The sequence below is a fragment of the Peribacillus sp. 05N428 genome (assembly GCF_056397085.1).
Genome location: NZ_JBFTMS010000010.1, coordinates 130,706 through 148,727 on the forward strand (window position 1 = coordinate 130,706; position 18,022 = coordinate 148,727).

Genomic DNA, 18,022 nt, shown 5'->3' on the forward strand with positions numbered 1-18,022 from the left:
ATGAAAGAACTATTCCCACGTGGACAAGTAATGGGATTTGCTTTTTCACTAATCCTGACTGTGGTTGCACTTTCAGTGTTAGTGTTCGATCTTTCACTTAAGATGGGAGTCGTCATCTTACTTGTGACAGCCTTCATGCAAGCAGGCCTTCAGTTAGTTCTGTTCATGCACGCAGGAGAGTCTGAAGATAAAGCATCGATTTACACAAATGTTTATTACGGATTGTTCGTTGCATTGGCTACAATTTTCGGTACGATGCTAACAATGATTTGGGGATTCCAATAATCCATTCCGGTAAAACTGGGCGTCATCAAGACGCCCAGTTTTTTTGCACATAAATAAGATTTTCGGCAAAAACCAGGGTCACACCATTTGCTTTCCCCTAGGTGAAAAAATGAATTACCTCTGAAACATAGGAAAAGGTGTACAGGGTCACGGGGGAGTTTACCTACTTCAGAATAATCATGTTGCTACTTGTAAAGTGAGGGCCACAAAATATGAATTGCCTAATAAAATTCAAAGAATCTGCAAACAAAATGCATACTTTTTTTGTATAATATACGTAATGAGTTTACTACCCCGCTCATTACTATCTAGGACAAGATGGAGGCCTGTAATGGGCCTCTTTCTGTTTTTTATTCAATTTACCATCTTATTAATTTGTTTGAATTTTTGATTTTCCGAGGAACTTTTGAGTCGTCATAATCGATGCTATCAAAACTAATTAAGAGCTATCGCAGCGCCCCTTGAATAGCATTTGAAATAATTAAAAGCTGTGGCTGTAATACGGATACGTGAACCAAGATTTTTTCTTCAATTCTGAAAATTACACTTGAATCAGTTATCAGCTGGGTATTTTTCAAGTAAAATATATACAGATTATAATTTTTCATTATGAAAGAAGAACATCGTTAAAGGATCACCTTAAAAAAATAAAAACAATAATTGATTGAATTGGCAAAGGTGGGTGGTTAACCAAAGCCTTAGGTGTAACAGCTTTACCATTGTGAAACTTAGAAAAAGTTGGGAGAAGTTATTCATGCTGGTTTTACTTTCTGCCGCCATAGCGCCAGGGCTGGCTTTGCTTTGTTATTTTTATTTAAATGACCAGAATGAAACAGAGCCATTATCTTTGGTGTTAAGGTCCTTCTTATACGGGGCATTACTGGTTTTCCCTCTAATGTTCATGGAATATATAATGGAGGAGGAACAAATAATTGAAAATATGTATTTGTCCTCCTTTCTGACGGTCGCTTTTATAGAGGAGTTCTTCAAGTGGTTCATTTTGTTTTTCACTATATACAACCATGTCGAATTCGATGAGCCATATGATGGGATTGTATATGGGGTAGCTGTTTCATTAGGGTTTGCCACATTAGAAAATATCCTGTATCTTTTTGCAAATGGTGTGCATATTGCTATGGGCCGTGCATTACTGCCGGTTTCGAGCCACGCCCTCTTTGGCGTGATTATGGGGTATTATCTTGGTAAAGGAAAATTCTCGCTATCTAATGCAGGTCCTTATTTGTTCTTGGCCTTTTTCATTCCATTCATCTTACATGGGCTATATAACTTGATACTGTTAAAGGGTGGTTTTACGATATACTGGATGTTACCTTTCATGTTATTCCTATGGTGGTTAGGCATTAATAAGGTTAAGAAGGCAAGGATGGTTTAAACCATCCTTTAAAAAAGATTAATATTTGAAGCATTCCATATGAAATTCCTGCATTTATTATTATACGCATACATGGTCTTGTCTTACTTAAGTAAAAACCAAGCAAATTTTTGTTCCTATTTTCGCCCATGTGAAAGATGATCAGGGCCACAAATTTGAAAAACAGAGAGTTCACATAAAGCCTAATGTGCAGGTGACTTCAAAAACGAATTGAGAGCATTTTCACATACCAGTGAAATCTGTGTAATTTCGTAAATAGGAACATTAAAATTTTTGAAATTTCCTTAATAAATATACAGTTCAATTTGTCCAACAATCTAACATGGAAGGAGGGAATTAACGTTGCTGTTTGGTATTCAAATCGAAAAAATTGGAAGGGGATGCATAAATGTAAAATACATTTGCGCCGTTTTAGGGTACAAAAAAACTCCTAAAACCCTTCGATTTCAGGAGTTGCCCTTCTATTTTAAAAATTGCATAGGATTAATAGGGTTTTTCCAGGCACCATCATGTATTTCAAAATGTAGGTGTTTACCTGTTGAACGGCCGGTGTTCCCCATATATCCGATTTGTTGCCCCTTACTTATAGATTGTCCGTTGCTTACCAGTCGTGAATCCATATGAGCGTACAGGGTGGTGTAAACCTTACCTTCAATATTATGGGAGACGAAAACAACATTGCCATAGCTACTAGAATAATAGGAACGAATAACTGTCCCATCCGCTGCCGCGACGATAGGCACATTATCTGCAGGGTTCGCCAAGTCAATCCCTCCATGGAGTTTACCCCAACGAGAGCCATATCCGGAAGTGAATGTCCCTTTTGCCGGCCACATGAAATTACCACTCGTGATGTCCGATTGAGATGAACTCGTGACAGTTGGCTTTGAATTCTTGGCCCGTCCTAGTTGTTCTTGGCGATCCATTTCACTTTGAATGGCTGACTCCTGTTCTTTAAGGAAGGTCGCTTCGTCCTCTAATTCGTAAATGGATGTTTCCGTATCTTGTTGTCGTTTTTTTACTTGATTAATAAGCTTATTTTTTTTAGCGATTTGTCCTTTTAATTCTTGTTTTAATGATTCCAAATCAGCGAGTCCGATTTCGAGATCTTTCAATTCGTTATTTAGTTCCGTTTCACTTTCCTCAAGTGTTTTTTTGTCTTCTTCATGAGCCTTTAATATTTCATTATCAGCTTCGGCCATTGTGCTTACCGCACCAACACGACTTACGAAGTCGCTGAAGTCCTTTGCACCTAGTAGCACTTCTATGTACTCAACCTCACCACCACTTTCTTGCAAGGCAAGTGCCTTTTCTTTTAAAATGGCATTTCTTTTTTTTATACGTTCTTTTAATTCCGCAATTTCTACTTTCAATTCCTTAATCTTTTGTTTAGTCTCATCCATTTCACCTTGAAGTTCACGAATTTGCTCATTGGTATCTTTCATTTCCTTATCGAGTTCCATTACTTCGTTATCAAGGACTCTTTGCTTGTCCTCTAGATTTGATAGTTCATTTTGTTTCTTTTTAATGTCTGTATCTACATCGGAACGTTCATTTTTTATATTTTCTTTTTTTTGCTCTAGGTCTGCGCTTGCATAGGTCAAATCTTGGGTTATTGGATTAGTTATGGTAGCGGTACCTATTAAGGCAACAAATCCTAACGATAAAATCTTTTTTCTCAATCTCTTGTTCCTCCTGGTAATGCCCTTGAATCTGTTCCTATATAAAGATTCCCATACAGTTTTAAAGCGAATCTTCAAAAAGAAGATAGCATCAAAAATACCTCAGTATTAAATTATTATTAGCGAGTTGTCACACCAACAGAAATGAATGCATTTCAAGCATAAAAATTGTATGTTTTTTCACTATAATTAATAGTTTTATATTTAGGGAAACTATATCTAAGCATTTTAAGCAACCAAATATAAAACAAAGGATAAACTGATCACACGAGGTCAATAATAATGGGGACTATTCAGATTCAAATTCATTTTTTATGTACACATTTATTTTTATCTAGCACAATTTAATAGCATTATTTTACTGGGATTTATTATATCATCAGGGATCGACAAGAAATAATATAAAAGCATTACATTTGTATTTCATTGACGTAAATGGTCGAAAAGTTGAACGTGAAAATAGTTTAAATAAATGGAATTTATAAACAGCATATTAAGAGAATTAGGAGAGGAATTGAGGGCCCTTAGATTCTCAGTGACTGTTACAAAAGCACTGAAGGTGAAACAACGAGTGAGTAAAAAAACGGGCAGAAGCTTAGCTTTCTGCCCGTTTTGAATTATATTTTGCCAATCGATTTTGATATAGTTCCATATTAACGGGTCGCTTCGATCTTAATGTATCTACTGCTTAATAAGGTGAACAGTAAACTGCTAATGGAGACTGGTCGATTAAAAGTCGTGTCTTTTAGTATATCTTTTAAACCGTGGTCCTCAATTATTTCAAAGATCATTGTGGGCTTGGAAAACCATTTTTTTTGTTCCGGTTAGTGGTTCCGTGCTTACTAGTTTGATAATGTCAGTATATTGTAGCTTGTTATTGTCAATGATAATAGCGAGGTGAATTTTATGAAAATCAATGCAGTAGCTTTCTTAATTTTATTTAGTTTCCTAATCTTTACAAAAGGTGCATATAGTCAGAATTTTGATGTATATCATAATCTCAATGATGTTTTAAATGTAGCTAGTGAAAACAAAATAAAAGTTAAGGAGTGGAGAATATATTACCGGACAATAATGGAAAATGTAGAGGATGATGATCTGAACCGGATGGTTACTACTATAAAAAGCGATGACTCATTTACCTGGTCGGAAGAAGGAAATGATATTCACCATAAAACTATTAAAGGCGTAAAAGAAACTAACCAAGAGGAAATACTATTTACCTTTTCCGTAATTAAAAATGGGAAGCTATCTGATGTTAGTCTAAGTTATCAAGTTACAGGCGACAATAGGTTAGGTTTAAACAAAATTAAAGATTTGTACATACCAGTTCAATTTAAAAAAGTTAATCCGTATATTACTGTGGTGGGGAAAAAGGGTGCACAAAAACTTAATCAACTTGAAGGTAATTTGCTGGATTCATTTTCTGCTAGTTATGTGGAAGGGGTATCAGAAAGAGATTTTATTTCCGTCTCAGCTCTCTCTAGTAAATTTGATGAAAGGATTCATACCAAAACAGGAAAGTCATTTAATGTTCAAATTGGTCTAAGGAAATCAAAAAATAATAATGTTCAAATTACAATGGGTACACCAATTATAACGACTGAATACTAGATATAATGGTCTATAGGCTTGTCAATATTTTGGCAAACCTGTGGAACATTATCGGAAGTCATTTACAATAATTGGAAAATACAGATAGAACATTGGCGATACAGACTGTCCTAAAAAGGTTATTGGGTCAAGAGGCGATTTTCGTTTAAAAGAAACGATTCTATATTTACTAGATAAAAATATATGTAGTAAGTGGAACCATTTTGTTTTTAAGGTGGGAAAAAGAATAACCCATCTCCCTAAAGTCTTGGAAATGGGTTTTCAGGTGTCACACGCATATTTATAATGTCCACCTTTTCCTTAAGCGGACATTTTTCGGCAGGCTTCTGCACATTTAAAGCATACTTCCGCACATTTTTGACAATGATCATGATCGTGCTTTTTGCATTCATTTCCACATGCTTCACAAATGTCTGCACAAAGTTGACAAATCTGATGGGCAAAGGGACTGTTGGATTGCATAGCTTTAGCTGCAAACGCACAGATATCCGCACATTCCCTGTCTATCCTTATACAAGAAGCCATCATTTTAAGATTTTCTTCCTTTAAGCATGCATCATAACATGTATTACAGGCCTCCATGCATTCAAGACATGCTCTAATACAATCTTCATATGTGGTATTCATAATAAAACCTCCTAAGTATTTTGTTGTTCAACAATCATATTCTACCCAGTTCAACTATTATTTAACGAAATATCAAAAACTCCTTAAAAACTGCACAATTTTTTGATATTTTTTCATTATGATGGTGATAGTAATTCGAAAAAGCGGTGATTAATTTGAATAAAATATCCCTGAAATTCGGGCTTTGGTTTTTAGGTGCCATGCTTATTCTTGAAATATTTTTGTTCTTTTTTCTCCATACAAGCATTGTAGATTCCCGAATAGAAGAAGAATTAGCTGCACTTCAGGCAAGAGGCAATAGTCATCGGGACGTGCTTGAAAATTCCTATAAAGAGGAAACCTTACATCACATTGCTGTAATGGAAGCAAAAGCTGATACAGAGGTCATTATCACGGATCAAAATCAAAACATTATAATTACGTCCTCAAAATTTGATAATGAAGAGCAGAAAATTATAACCAAAGAAATAGGGCAAGTCCCACGTGATGGAGAGATACTGGAAAACAGGTGGAAAAGTGAAAAGTATATATCCACGGTCACGCCTTTTAAAATTAACCAAAATCAAAAAGGAAATGTGTACATGTTCCGGAGTACGGATCAGATTCAAAGTTTAATATCACGACTGAACCACCATTTTATAGCAGGTGCCATCATGATTCTTACTTTAATGATCATTACCATCCTCTTTTTATCTAAAGCGCTGACGACGCCTCTGATCAGGATGAAGCGGGCTACTGAAAAGCTTAGCAAGGGTGACTTCTCTGTCAATCTCCCTGACATGGGTGATGATGAGCTGGGGGAGTTATCCAGATCCATAAAAATTCTTGCCGAGGACTTAAAACACCTAAAAGAGGAAAGAAATGAGTTTTTGGCCAGCATTTCTCATGAGTTAAGGACGCCCCTTACCTATATTAAGGGATATGCGGATGTATCAAGGAGAAAAGATATAGACGAAACCATCCGCGATCAGTATCTTAGCATTATTTTTGAGGAAACAAAAAAACTGTCTGATATGATGAAAGATTTATTTGATTTGGCTAAGTTAGACAAAAATACTTTTGTCATAGATCGCATGGAAGTAGAGCTTTGTTCCTTTTTAAACTCTATATGTGAGAAGATGCTACCTGCTTTCACGGAAAAAGGAATGGAACTTGCCGTTGAATGCAAAAAAAATGTAAATGTCCTAATAGACCCTATGAGATTTGAACAGGTAATTTTTAATTTATTAGATAATGCGATCAAATACTCCGAACCCCATGCCAAAACGAGTATATCTGTAAAAAGTGATAAGGGAATGGTATTGCTGATTATAAAAGATGAAGGTCGTGGGATTCCTAAAGGTGATCTTCCTTACATCTTTGATCGCTTTTATCGAGTGGATAAATCTCGATCTAGGGACACTGGAGGGTCAGGACTTGGACTTTCCATTGTCAAAGAACTACTGGAAGCACACGAAGGTACGATAGAGATAAAAAGCGAGCAAGGAAAAGGGACAGCCTTTTTTATTTCGTTAAAGGAGTTGCCGTAATGAAAACCTTATTGCTTGTAGATGATGAAGCAAGAATGCTTGATTTGTTGAGTATATACTTATCTCCGGTTTATCAATGTATCAAGGTGAACTCCGGACTTGAAGCTGTTGTTCATATGAAAAACTCATATGCCGATTTAATTTTGTTAGATGTGATGATGCCGGACATGGATGGTTGGAATGCATGCGCCAAAATTCGTGAATTCTCTAAAGTACCGATTATTATGCTGACTGCTCGAAATGAAAAATCGGATGTAGTTAGAGGTTTCCAATTAGGGGCAGACGATTATGTAACAAAACCATTTGACGAGGGGGAATTACTGGCTAGAATAGATGCACTTTTCAGAAGAATGGACGATAAAAACACGAAGGCAATTCAATTCAAGGGATTGAAGTGGGATGAGGAATCTCATGAATTGTCGTATGAAGAACAGCAGATTCAACTCACTCCAAAAGAGTTTTCTTTACTGGGGATATTATTGAAAAATCCAAATAAAGTATTTTCACGGGCACATTTATTGGAAAGCATTTGGGAGAATAAAGTTTTTACTGAAGATAGGACGATAGATTCTCATGTCCGTAATATCCGAGATAAATTAAGGCAGGCAAAATTTCCTGTAGATTTATACCTTTCAACTGTTTGGGGAGTTGGATATAAGTGGGTACCAAAGGAATAGCGAATGTCTTGTCATAAAAAAAAATATAAATGGTACAAATTAGACAGGAGGGGGAAATCATTGAAACATTTAAAATGAAGCTTATTTTCTATTACAAATTAGCAGCCAACACAAATGATTATCCAAAGGAGGAATCAAATACATGTTGAAAAAAAGAATGAAAATGTCCATCAGCTTATCGATATTTGTAGCCCTTTTCTTAGTGCTGGTTGCCTGCTCTAACGCGAAAGATGAAAACAAAGAAAGCGCTGAGAAAGCAGAAAACAAAGAAAACATGGAAGGCATGGAAGGCATGGACCATGGTAATATGGACCATTCTAGCTCAGAAGAAGTTCCTGAAGGTTTGAAAGAGGCAAAGAATCCAACCTATGAAGTTGGAAGTCAAGCCATTCTCGAAACAGATCACATGGAAGGTATGAAGGGTGCCAAAGCAACGATTGTGGGTGCATACGATACGACGGTCTATGCTATTTCGTATACTCCGACAACTGGTGGAGAAAGAGTGGAAAATCATAAATGGGTTATCCAGGAAGAGATTAAAGATGCTAGGGATGAACCTTTAGAACATGGAACAGAAGTTACAGTAGATGCAGCTCATATGAAAGGAATGGATGGCGCGAAAGCTAAAATTGATTCAGCCGAAGCAACGACTGTATATGTAGTTGATTACATACCGACTACCGGTGGAGAAGAAGTTAAAAATCATAAATGGGTAACAGAGAGTGAGTTATCACCGGCAAAATAATGTTTGAACGAAATGAATAGACTTAAACCATAAAAAAGAGCTTATCCCTAGAGGGATAAGCTCTTTTTACTGAGGTTATTTTGTGGTTTTATTAGCAGAAAAAAATCCAAAATTTAACCACAAAAGAAAATCGCTATTGATTATGCTAGTTCATGCTCGACGATTAATAGTGTCCAATGTTAACACATCCGACAAACCGCACATTAATCTACCTATTGTAATTTTCAGCTTCCTTGAAAACAATTAATGGGGTTGCATATAAAAAAATGTAATTAATTATATGATGAATTACAGTCTTATCGATTTTTGTGGTTGGGGTATTATAGGTATTTTGTCATTTCTGCACTCTTTCTGCATAATTTTGTAATGATAATGTAAATTTAGGTAAATGTGCATGTCATTTAATGGTGATAAAATAATAAAAAAGATCTAATCGGGGGAAAAATAGATAATGAAGAAAATCATAGCATCCGTTGTTGTGACGGGATTGTTACTATCAAATCCATTGGTCAGTGATGCTGCATTGGGCGATCGGACCTTAAAAAGTGGAATGACTCATACCGAAGTAAAACAATTACAAGAGGTTCTAAAGAAAAAAGAGTATTTTAAGAGTAAGAATACAACTACATATTTTGGGACCGTTACGAAAAGTGCAGTTGTAAAGTTCCAAAAAAGTAAAGGTTTAAAAGCTGATGGTATTGTAGGGCCGAATACATATAAAGCTTTGGGGGTAAAAAAGAAGAGCTCTAACGTAGCTAATGTAAATAAAACAAGCAATAAATCTACTGCGATAGTGAATGAAGCAAAGAAACATTTGAATGTACGGTATGTATGGGGTGGAACTACACCAAAAGGTTTTGATTGCAGCGGATTCCTAAAATACGTTTTCGATAAAGGTGCGGATGTCACTTTACCAAGAACGGTATCTGAAATTTATAAAAAGGGGACAAAGGTGTCCAAACCACAGGTTGGGGATCTAGTCTTTTATGAAACCTACAAACCTGGTGCCTCACATGCTGGTATTTATATTGGAGGTAATCAATTCATACACAGCTCCTCATCAAATGGTGTAAGCATTTCCTCCATGGATAATAGTTATTGGAAACAGAGATATTTAGGAGCGAAAAGAATGTAATAGAGATAGCGGCCAGTTCTTTTTTTAAAGAGCTGGCTTTTATTATTTTTATTGTTCTACTAATAGGTTACGATACCGAGAAGTCTATGATGTACTCTATCAAACAAAAATAAGGCTGCTAGTATAACCCCCACATGTACAGACCATGCATCAAAGTAACAAAGACCAAGTTCCTCCGAATGTTCAATGAGATTTATCTCTTTGTTTTTCATGGCAGGATGTATCCTTTAAGATGAAAAAAAAATAGACGAGTTGCCTCGTCTACTTTTTACTTATGAAACTGACGATTTATCCTGCTTCTTTTCAACAGTCGTTAACTCAGGACTTTCCCCCTCTTCTTTTCCTTCATCAGATACTAATTCCTTGGTTGCACTCTTGAATTCAGTTAAAGTACGTCCAAAGGCTTTACCGATTTCCGGCAGCTTTTTAGGTCCAAAAATAATCAAGGCAATGACAAGTATTAAAATTAAACCCGGTATACCTATACTTTGAAACATAATACTTCCCCCAAGTAATTAAATTTTGTAATTCCTTTTAGATCATTTTTAGAATAACTTCAGTAAAAAAATCATTTAAATCCATATTCTTATCAAGTTTTTTTAAGCCCTGATATTATTTTAATCACAGTGAAAATTTTTGATGATTCGGATCGCTACATAATTTTAAAATTGTACCTCTACTTATATTTGATACTCTTTCTAACTCTAATTCATTTATGTCTTTTTGTTTATCCACCATCGTCCAAAATTACTTCTTTTTTTTACCAAGATTCATTACCAATGAAGCTCCTTTTAATTAGTTTTAGCAGCGTTGGTTAATTTTTATTCAACAATGTTGAACCCATAGCGCTACCAAGATCGGGAATTATTTATGAGTCCAAACAAGATTAAGGCATCCCTTAAAATTTCACGAAAAATGCAGTAAAGTACATGATTAATAGTCCAATCGCGAAACCAGAAAGGTTTAACCATGAAACAGATACTTCATTATGTTTTCTATGATCTTCAATGAGCATTTTCGTTATTACATAAATTACTTGAAGAATTGCCCCTGCTCCAATACCAAGGAACAAAGCGCCCCAAATTGGTGAGAAGATGAATCCGCCAACCCAAGTACCTACAATGGCGGGTGCACCTGCGATAACTCCGAGTAAAAGAAAGTCTCTAAATCGAGGTGTGGCCTTTAATAAAGGAGCAGCGATTCCAATCCCTTCCGTAATGTTGTGAAGGGTAAACCCTATGATTAAAAAGGTTCCTAAAGCAACTTCACCTAGTGCAAAGGAAGAACCAATCGCCAAACCTTCTCCAAAGTTATGAAGTCCTATTCCGGTAGCCATCAACAAAGCCAAACCAAAAGGAGAATATCCTTTCTTTTCTTGCTTTCTTTGCTGATACTGATCAAAGCCAATCAATAATAAGAAGGTTAAGGAAGCTCCAATAATCACAACCATATTGCCCTGAAAGACAGAAGGTGCTTCTGCACCAATTTCAAATCCATCAGCCAGAGTCCCAACAAATAAGAATAAAAGGAGCCCAACGGTAAGGGCAAGGATCCCATTTATAGATTTTCGTGAGAAACGTTTCATAAAAGGATACCACAACAACCCCAATGTGATCGGGACAATTCCAACGTAAAATCCAATTAAGCCGTAATTAAGAAAGTTGCTCCAGGTGGTTTCTGGAGTGAGTGTGGCAGCTGCAACTTCACCTTCCGTGATAATCCCATTCTCTGTGATTAACTTAATGGTATGTGGATCACCTTCCACCCATGGGTAAGAGATGGTCAACTTTCCATCTTCAAATCGTTCAAGTTTTGCTTGAGGAGAGACATTGTAATTCCACACTGAATCATTGATCATCACTTGAGAAATCGTTAATGGTTTTGGCCCTGTATTGCTAACCGATAATTCAAAACCGGTTTTAGTTACCTTGATGCGTTCAATGTTCAAGACTTCAATCGGTGCTGCAGGGTCTTTTTCTACACCTGCTCCATTCTTTAGCACCCATCCTAGCACCCCTATAAGTAATACTAACGGAATTAAAACAGTAATTAGCCATTTGCTCTTCATATTATCCCTCCTTTTTACTCGACCTCAAAGAATCCCATCCAGCCTAACTCAGCAAATTCACTAACATGAGCATGAAACATATATGTTCCCTTATATGGAAAACGAACTTCAATAATTCCACGTTCTCCCTGACATTGCATGATGGTATCTGTGAACTGGGAGGGGTTATCGTTTCTCCCGGTTGGATAATACGTAAAGTAATTCGCATGTAAGTGAAACGAATTTAATAAGTCGAATTCTGTTAAATTACTTAGATAAATCCTTACGAGTTGATCTTTTTTGATTTTAATAGGGTGATTCATAAATGCGAAAGCATAGCCATTCACCGTATAAAACTCGTTTTCACCGTCTAAATCCAAATCATATCCATTCATAACCATGTTTAACTCTAATGCCGGTTCTCTTGGCTTCTTTGGATCAATAATAAAATTACCGTATAAGCCTTTATGAATATGGCGGGCTAGGGGGAGTACATGGCAATGGTAAATTTGTAATCCGTAAGGCTTCGCTTCAAATTCGTACGTGAATTTCTGTCCAGGATAAATGGAAGTTAAACCGTCCATCTCTGGAGGATGAATTCCGTGAAAGTGAATAGAGTGGGGATGGCTACCCTTATTAATAAAGTGAAACCGCAATAGGTCCCCCTCGGTACAACGAAAAGATGGTCCTGGAATTGTTCCGTTATACGTCCAGCCTGGAAATTTAATTCCTTTGGCAATTTCGATTTCCTTATCAATTGCCTCGACTTCATATTCCCGGAGTATTTGTCCGTTTGGAAGCTTGGTAACTTTTCCATAATCAAACTCAGTAAGGAGCCGTTCAGCCATTTTATAACCTGTTGTTATTGTTTTATCATTCATATTTTCATGATTGGAATGATTGCTCTTCTTGTTAGACGAACCATTGGATGCCTGAGCCATAGTTGGGATTTGTGCCATTTTATTTAAGTAATAAGATCCAGCTATTCCAAACGCACCAGCAGTCCCCATCTTTAAAATATCTCTGCGGGAAACCTTTTTCTCATCCGACATTACTTGACCTCCTTCCAAAAAGTTTCCTTAGGGAAACTTTTTGTTGTATAAGCTATACTTTAAGGTGTGTACAAGTTTTATGTCAACTCTTTTTTTAGGATATGTAATTAAAAATTTTTGCTCAGGAGGGGATATTCAACCGTAGTTTTGACTGGAGTGTTTTTTTCTATTGCACCTTAAAATAATCAACTAACAGGTGCTTCACTTCGAAAAGGTGAAATTTTCATGATTCGGTTACGATCTATTATCGAAAAGGCAGTATTTAAAAGGTTTAAAGATAAATGCTTATAAATATACCATTATTCTTCATTCTTTCTTCACATTTGACCAATAAAATTGATGTTGGTAGAGCCATTGGACATTAGCTTGTTGATAATGGGGAGTCAGAAGTGGAGAGATTTTGGTGATGATATTAAAGAAAATCATGTGCAGAGTACACGAATCCATCCTCTAAAAGGGGGGTCGGTACTTGAATCTTTTTGTTTAAGAAGATTGGGCATACTACTTACCAACTGGATTACATATCAGGCCAAAGAAGCAATTATAGTAAGTGGACATCAAAATGAGAAGATTATTTTCTCATGGTAAAGAGCCTGTTTTTCATTTTGAAAAGTTAGTTTTTTGCAGATAATAAAGACTGCATAATGGTTTTAATCACTAGATGGAATTTCTGGTGAAAATAAGGAGGTCATTTATTTTGAAAAAGTCATTCTATATTTTATTCTTTCTGCTGTTCGCTTTCTCTACTTCAGTATCTGCACATACCGGGTTAGAGAAGTCTTCTCCATCAAATGGAGACACGATAACAGAGGAAATTCAGGAAATCACAATGGAGTTTGAAACGGGATTGGAGACTGGCAGTTCCTTCACTTTACTTTTAGATGGTGAAAAGGAAATCCCGGTTTCAGACATTAAAGTGGATGGAAATAAATTGACCGGTGCATCTAATGAACCGTTAGAAAACGGAAAGTATACAGTGAAATGGAATATCATCGGGGAAGACGGACACATCATCGATGGGGAATATGGTTTTACTGTGGCGAAAGCGAATGCAAATAAGGAGAGTACCGAGTCCCCAACAAAATCGGATGAAGATAAATCTCAAACAATCGAAGAACCAGAAAAGGCATCAGAACAAGCACCAGCTGCAAGTGATGTGGAAGAAGAATCTCAATCGAATGCTAACTTCATGCCGATACTAGTCGGAATTTTACTTGTTGTAGCGATTTTCGTGACTGTCTGGTTGATGAGAAAAGGAAAAAAATGATCTACGCGTTATATCTTACTGAAACATTATTATATTTAAGTTTTTCTTTATTGATGGGAACGTTTATCATGCATTTGATACCATCAACCAAAAGGCCATCGATTCATATTCATAAAGGATGGCTTCAATTTTCCATAATAGGCATTATGCTGTTCTCTTTAATGCCAGTACTTTATTTAATCTTTATGCTATTTAATGACACGGGTATTTCTTTAAGAGTTCAAGATGTTTTTTTAAGCTTTAGAGTTGGGAAGGCGTGGATCATCACCTTCATCATTTCGGTTTTCTTTTACCTGTTCGTGACCTTCTTTCCTGTGTTAAAAAATAAGAGGTATTCGTTTATTTCTGTTATATTTCTCGTTTTACTCATTTTCACGATTGGGTGGGCCAGCCATCCTGCGTCTCTAAATGAGTCGACAGGTTTTATTTATCATTCGATTCACTTTACAGCGGTGAGTGTATGGGTAGGAACACTGTTAATTGTCAGCTGGTTTTCAAAAAATCAGGAGAATTGGTTAGCGTTCTTAAAATGGTTTACACCAACAGCCATCATTTGTCTTGGGCTGACAATCCTATCAGGATTTCTGATTATGTCTCTTATCGTGGATGCCAAAGATTATGCAAACTCTTGGATGCTGAACTATGGACAGGCTTTATTAATTAAGCATGTAATCATCGTACCAATCTTGATATTTGCTTACATTAATGGTTTTTGGATAAAAAAACACCTTCAAAAAGGATCAAACTTTAATCCAAAGCCCTGGACAAAGGCAGAGAGCATTTTGTTATTGCTGATTTTTACAGCCACAGCCGTTCTAGGGCAGCAAGAGCCACCGAAAGAGATTGAAACGACGGTGAATGGTAGTGGAGTTTCTCCTTTGTTTCAGTATATCTATGGTGGAACACTACCACCGTCGTTGCCAGTTCAATTTGAGCTTAATTTCATGAACATATCCTTGTTTGGTATCTCGGCCATTTTCTTCATCCTTGTTTTATGGTCATATATCAAAAAGGTTCCTGCCGCGTCTTTATTTTTGAGTTTATTTCTTGTTATCTCCATATACTTGTCGCTCATGTTCAGTATTCAATAAGAATAAGTATGGGGAGATCACACATTTTCCATAAAGCCCAATTAGCCGGGGGAATTGTTACTACGGTCTTAAAACCAAGTTAAGGTTTTAAGACCGTTTTTTGATGAACAAATGGACCTTTAAAACCTCGTTAAAATATATTGATTCTCCAAGCTTGCTATAACACAGCATCAAAACAAAGATATCATCAATATTCGTTACGAAAAAATGCTTCAATTGCTGAAAAAATTTTCCCTAACTTTAATCAACTCCATGTTTTCAAATGTAGGTGAGTTATATCGTTTGATACGGGAGTAATGGCATTCGGATCGTTTAATAAAGGCTTCCCATTTGGGAAGCCTTTATTGATCTTTATTCCTTTACCCGTATTAGGCGTAAACTGTTTAATGTTACTATTAAGGTTGCTCCCATATCAGCAAATATTGCTATCCATAGTGTTAACCAACCAGGCATAACTAACAGCAATGCTAGTAATTTAATTGCTAAAGAAAAGGTAATATTTTGCTTGATAATCGTTAAAGCTTTACGGCTTAATTTAATGGTATATGGCAATTTGCTTAAGTCATCAGACATTAATGCGATATCAGCAGTTTCTAATGCTGTATCAGTTCCAGCACCACCCATCGCCACACCAACCGAAGATGCCGCAAGTGCTGGTGCATCATTGACACCATCCCCAACCATTGCTACACTTTGATGTTTACCACGAAGTTCTTTAATGAAATTCAGCTTATCTTCCGGTAGTAGATCAGCTTTAATATCAGAAACACCAACTTGTTTTCCAATTGCTGCTGCGGTTCTTTGGTTATCACCAGTTAGCATCACCGTTTCAATTCCCATACGATTCAATTTACTGATGACTTCTTTTGATGATTCTCTCATTTCATCTGCTACGGCAATTAGAGATAGAATTTCTTTTTCCGTTCCTAACACCATTACGGTTTTTCCTTCGGTTTGCATACGCGTAATTTTTTCTTTGATTGTACTTTCAATTGATTGATGCAATTCTTCAAAAAGATTTGGACTTCCTACATAATACATCTCATTATTTACTTTTGCTTTTACGCCTTTACCTGTAATGGATTGGAACTCTTCAACCGACACTCCATTAAAATTCAATCCTTTTTCTTCTGCTTTTCTCATAATCGCTGAAGCAAGTGGATGCTGTGATCCCTTTTCAATGGCTGCTGTAACGGTAAGCAATTCATTTTCATTTCCACCATAAGTCACGATGTCTGTTACAGCTGGAATCCCTTTTGTTAATGTTCCTGTTTTATCAAAAGCAATGGCTTTTAGGGCTCCTGCTTCTTCTAAATGGATACCGCCTTTAATTAATACACCATTTTTAGCAGCATTTCCTATTGCCGTAACGACTGCAACTGGAGTTGAAACAACTAATGCACACGGACATCCAACCACTAATACGGCTAAACCTTGGTAAATCCATTCACTCCAGTCCCCACCGAATAATGGGGGTACAACCGCAATCAAAAACGCCAAAATAACAATAGCTGGTGTATAGTATTTCGCGAATTTATCAACGAACGCTTGAGAAGGTGCCCGTTCTGCTTGAGCTTCTTCCACCAAATGAATGATTTTTGAAATAGTCGTATCTTCTACCCGTTTTGTTACTTTAACCTCTAATAATCCTTCTTCATTCAATGTTCCTGCGAAGACCTCATCATCAATTGTTTTGGTTACAGGAACACTCTCTCCCGTAATCGCAGCCTGATTTAATGTGGATGTACCTTTAACAACTAATCCATCCATCGCTAATTTTTGACCAGGTTTTACTATCATAATATCGTCGACTTGAATATCTTCAACGTGAATCATCATCTCTTCATTTCCACGACGGATTAATGCTTCCTTTGGAGCAATATCCATCAATGATTCAATAGATTGACGAGCTTTATCCATTGAATAACGCTCTAATGCTTCACTGATGGCAAAGAGGATGACAACTGTTGCTCCTTCTCCCCATTCACCAATCACCGCAGCACCTAAAACGGCAATGGTCATTAACGTATTCATATCGAACTTAAATCTGCTTAGATTTTTTAGACCTGTAATAAATAACGAATACCCTCCAATTAAAATGGATGCTGCATAACCAATCGTCGGAAGAATATGCTCTTCCCCGTATTGATTACCAAGAAACCAACTAACCACTAGCAATATTGCCGAAATATAGACTTTAATATTTTCTTTTTGCTTCCAAAAAGGTTCACGTTCTACCTTTTGATCTTTCTCGTCTCGAACTTTTAAATTTTCAAATGATCCTGCTTTTTCTAATTCCTCAATCGTTGTATTCCCTTGAACATAAATTTTAGATGCTCCAAAGTTTACTTTAGCATCTTGAACACCTGGTAATTGTTTAACGTTGTTTTCAAAGATACCTGCACAATTTGTACAAGTGAATCCTTGAACACGATAGGTTTTCTTTTCTTCTTCAGATAATTTTGCTTGCTGATCAGACATTGACTTTCACCTCATTCTTATGTGCTAAGGCAATCACAATTAACTGTTTGATATGTTCATCATCCAGAGAATAAAACGCGAGCTTTCCTTCTTTGCGGTATTTCACGATCCCTTGCTTATGCAGGGTCCGCAAGTGGTGGGATGCGGTTGCGACAGTAGAACCAATGATATTGGCGATGTCACATACACAAAGCTCTCCATCCTGGCATAAAGAATAGGAAATTTTTGATCTGTTTTCATCTGCAAGAGCCTTAAATAATTGGGCAACACTAGAAAGGTCCTCTTTTTCCAGTTCCCCCTGTATGCGATTGACCTTTTCTTCGTCATAGCAATATATTTCACAGGTATCTTTCTTACTCATACAACCACACCTCATTCAAATGTTTATTTGATTATA

General features: G+C 36.5%; 16 protein-coding genes. 9 read left to right on the forward strand and 7 right to left on the reverse strand.

Going from position 1 to position 18,022, the window contains the following annotated elements:
- Both qoxD and prsW read left to right on the forward strand, forming a co-directional pair.
- Nucleotides 1-285 carry a cytochrome aa3 quinol oxidase subunit IV gene (gene qoxD / locus AC1DIV_RS12295; RefSeq protein WP_477576496.1) on the forward strand — a complete coding sequence of 95 codons (285 nt, stop codon included), beginning with the start codon at nt 1-3 and terminating at the stop codon, nt 283-285.
- Nucleotides 286-1,039: 754 nt separating this feature from the next.
- On the forward strand, nt 1,040-1,678 hold the full coding sequence (gene prsW / locus AC1DIV_RS12300) for a glutamic-type intramembrane protease PrsW (protein WP_477576498.1): 639 nt from the start codon (nt 1,040-1,042) through the stop codon (nt 1,676-1,678).
- 461 nt (nt 1,679-2,139) lie between these two features.
- On the opposite strand, the gene AC1DIV_RS12305 is transcribed toward prsW, so the two are convergent.
- Nucleotides 2,140-3,360, reverse strand: coding sequence for a murein hydrolase activator EnvC family protein (locus tag AC1DIV_RS12305; protein ID WP_477576499.1), 1,221 nt, complete (start codon nt 3,358-3,360; stop codon nt 2,140-2,142).
- A gap of 906 nt (nt 3,361-4,266) precedes the next feature.
- Between AC1DIV_RS12305 and AC1DIV_RS12310 the strand changes: the two genes are divergently transcribed.
- A complete protein-coding gene (locus AC1DIV_RS12310; protein WP_340874171.1) occupies nt 4,267-4,974 on the forward strand; it encodes a YwmB family TATA-box binding protein in 708 nt (235 codons plus the stop codon).
- Between the two features lie 300 nt (nt 4,975-5,274).
- Here AC1DIV_RS12310 and AC1DIV_RS12315 read toward each other — a convergent pair whose 3' ends face one another.
- The gene (locus AC1DIV_RS12315; protein ID WP_340874172.1) at nt 5,275-5,601 is read right to left on the reverse strand and encodes a four-helix bundle copper-binding protein; all 327 of its coding nucleotides are present in this window, start codon (nt 5,599-5,601) and stop codon (nt 5,275-5,277) included.
- A gap of 155 nt (nt 5,602-5,756) precedes the next feature.
- On the opposite strand from AC1DIV_RS12315, the gene AC1DIV_RS12320 reads away from it, so the two are divergent.
- The 4 genes from AC1DIV_RS12320 to AC1DIV_RS12335 all read left to right on the forward strand — a co-directional run bounded on the left by AC1DIV_RS12320 (nt 5,757) and on the right by AC1DIV_RS12335 (nt 9,687).
- Entirely contained in the window at nt 5,757-7,130 is a 1,374-nt protein-coding gene (locus AC1DIV_RS12320; protein ID WP_340874174.1) for a sensor histidine kinase, read from the forward strand.
- Nucleotides 7,130-7,807: a response regulator transcription factor gene (locus tag AC1DIV_RS12325; protein ID WP_340874176.1), complete on the forward strand. Its 678-nt coding sequence runs from the start codon at nt 7,130-7,132 to the stop codon at nt 7,805-7,807. Before AC1DIV_RS12320 ends, AC1DIV_RS12325 begins: the two co-directional genes overlap by 1 nt.
- Nucleotides 7,808-7,949: 142 nt before the next feature.
- Entirely contained in the window at nt 7,950-8,552 is a 603-nt protein-coding gene (locus tag AC1DIV_RS12330) for a YdhK family protein (protein ID WP_336864927.1), read from the forward strand.
- Nucleotides 8,553-9,003: 451 nt separating this feature from the next.
- Nucleotides 9,004-9,687: a C40 family peptidase gene (locus tag AC1DIV_RS12335; RefSeq protein WP_477576501.1), complete on the forward strand. Its 684-nt coding sequence runs from the start codon at nt 9,004-9,006 to the stop codon at nt 9,685-9,687.
- Between the two features lie 272 nt (nt 9,688-9,959).
- On the opposite strand, the gene tatA is transcribed toward AC1DIV_RS12335, so the two are convergent.
- The 3 genes from tatA to AC1DIV_RS12350 form a co-directional block, all read right to left on the reverse strand.
- Complete coding sequence (gene tatA / locus AC1DIV_RS12340) at nt 9,960-10,184, reverse strand: twin-arginine translocase TatA/TatE family subunit (protein WP_340874181.1); 225 nt, start codon at nt 10,182-10,184, stop codon at nt 9,960-9,962.
- Between the two features lie 401 nt (nt 10,185-10,585).
- Nucleotides 10,586-11,755 (reverse strand): ZIP family metal transporter, encoded by a 1,170-nt coding sequence (locus AC1DIV_RS12345; protein ID WP_477576503.1) that lies wholly within the window; start codon nt 11,753-11,755, stop codon nt 10,586-10,588.
- 14 nt (nt 11,756-11,769) lie between these two features.
- Nucleotides 11,770-12,786: a multicopper oxidase domain-containing protein gene (locus AC1DIV_RS12350; RefSeq protein WP_340874184.1), complete on the reverse strand. Its 1,017-nt coding sequence runs from the start codon at nt 12,784-12,786 to the stop codon at nt 11,770-11,772.
- A gap of 697 nt (nt 12,787-13,483) precedes the next feature.
- On the opposite strand from AC1DIV_RS12350, the gene AC1DIV_RS12355 reads away from it, so the two are divergent.
- Both AC1DIV_RS12355 and AC1DIV_RS12360 read left to right on the forward strand, forming a co-directional pair.
- A complete protein-coding gene (locus tag AC1DIV_RS12355) occupies nt 13,484-14,053 on the forward strand; it encodes a copper resistance CopC family protein (protein WP_340874186.1) in 570 nt (189 codons plus the stop codon).
- A complete protein-coding gene (locus tag AC1DIV_RS12360; protein WP_340874188.1) occupies nt 14,050-15,144 on the forward strand; it encodes a copper resistance D family protein in 1,095 nt (364 codons plus the stop codon). Before AC1DIV_RS12355 ends, AC1DIV_RS12360 begins: the two co-directional genes overlap by 4 nt.
- Before the next feature lie 351 nt (nt 15,145-15,495).
- Here the strand turns inward: AC1DIV_RS12360 and AC1DIV_RS12365 are convergent, their stop codons facing one another.
- Nucleotides 15,496-17,625, reverse strand: a complete 2,130-nt coding sequence (locus AC1DIV_RS12365) for a heavy metal translocating P-type ATPase (RefSeq protein WP_340874189.1) — start codon at nt 17,623-17,625, stop codon at nt 15,496-15,498.
- Complete coding sequence (locus AC1DIV_RS12370) at nt 17,618-17,986, reverse strand: ArsR/SmtB family transcription factor (RefSeq protein WP_340874191.1); 369 nt, start codon at nt 17,984-17,986, stop codon at nt 17,618-17,620. Before AC1DIV_RS12370 ends, AC1DIV_RS12365 begins: the two co-directional genes overlap by 8 nt.
- Nucleotides 17,987-18,022 lie beyond the last annotated feature (36 nt).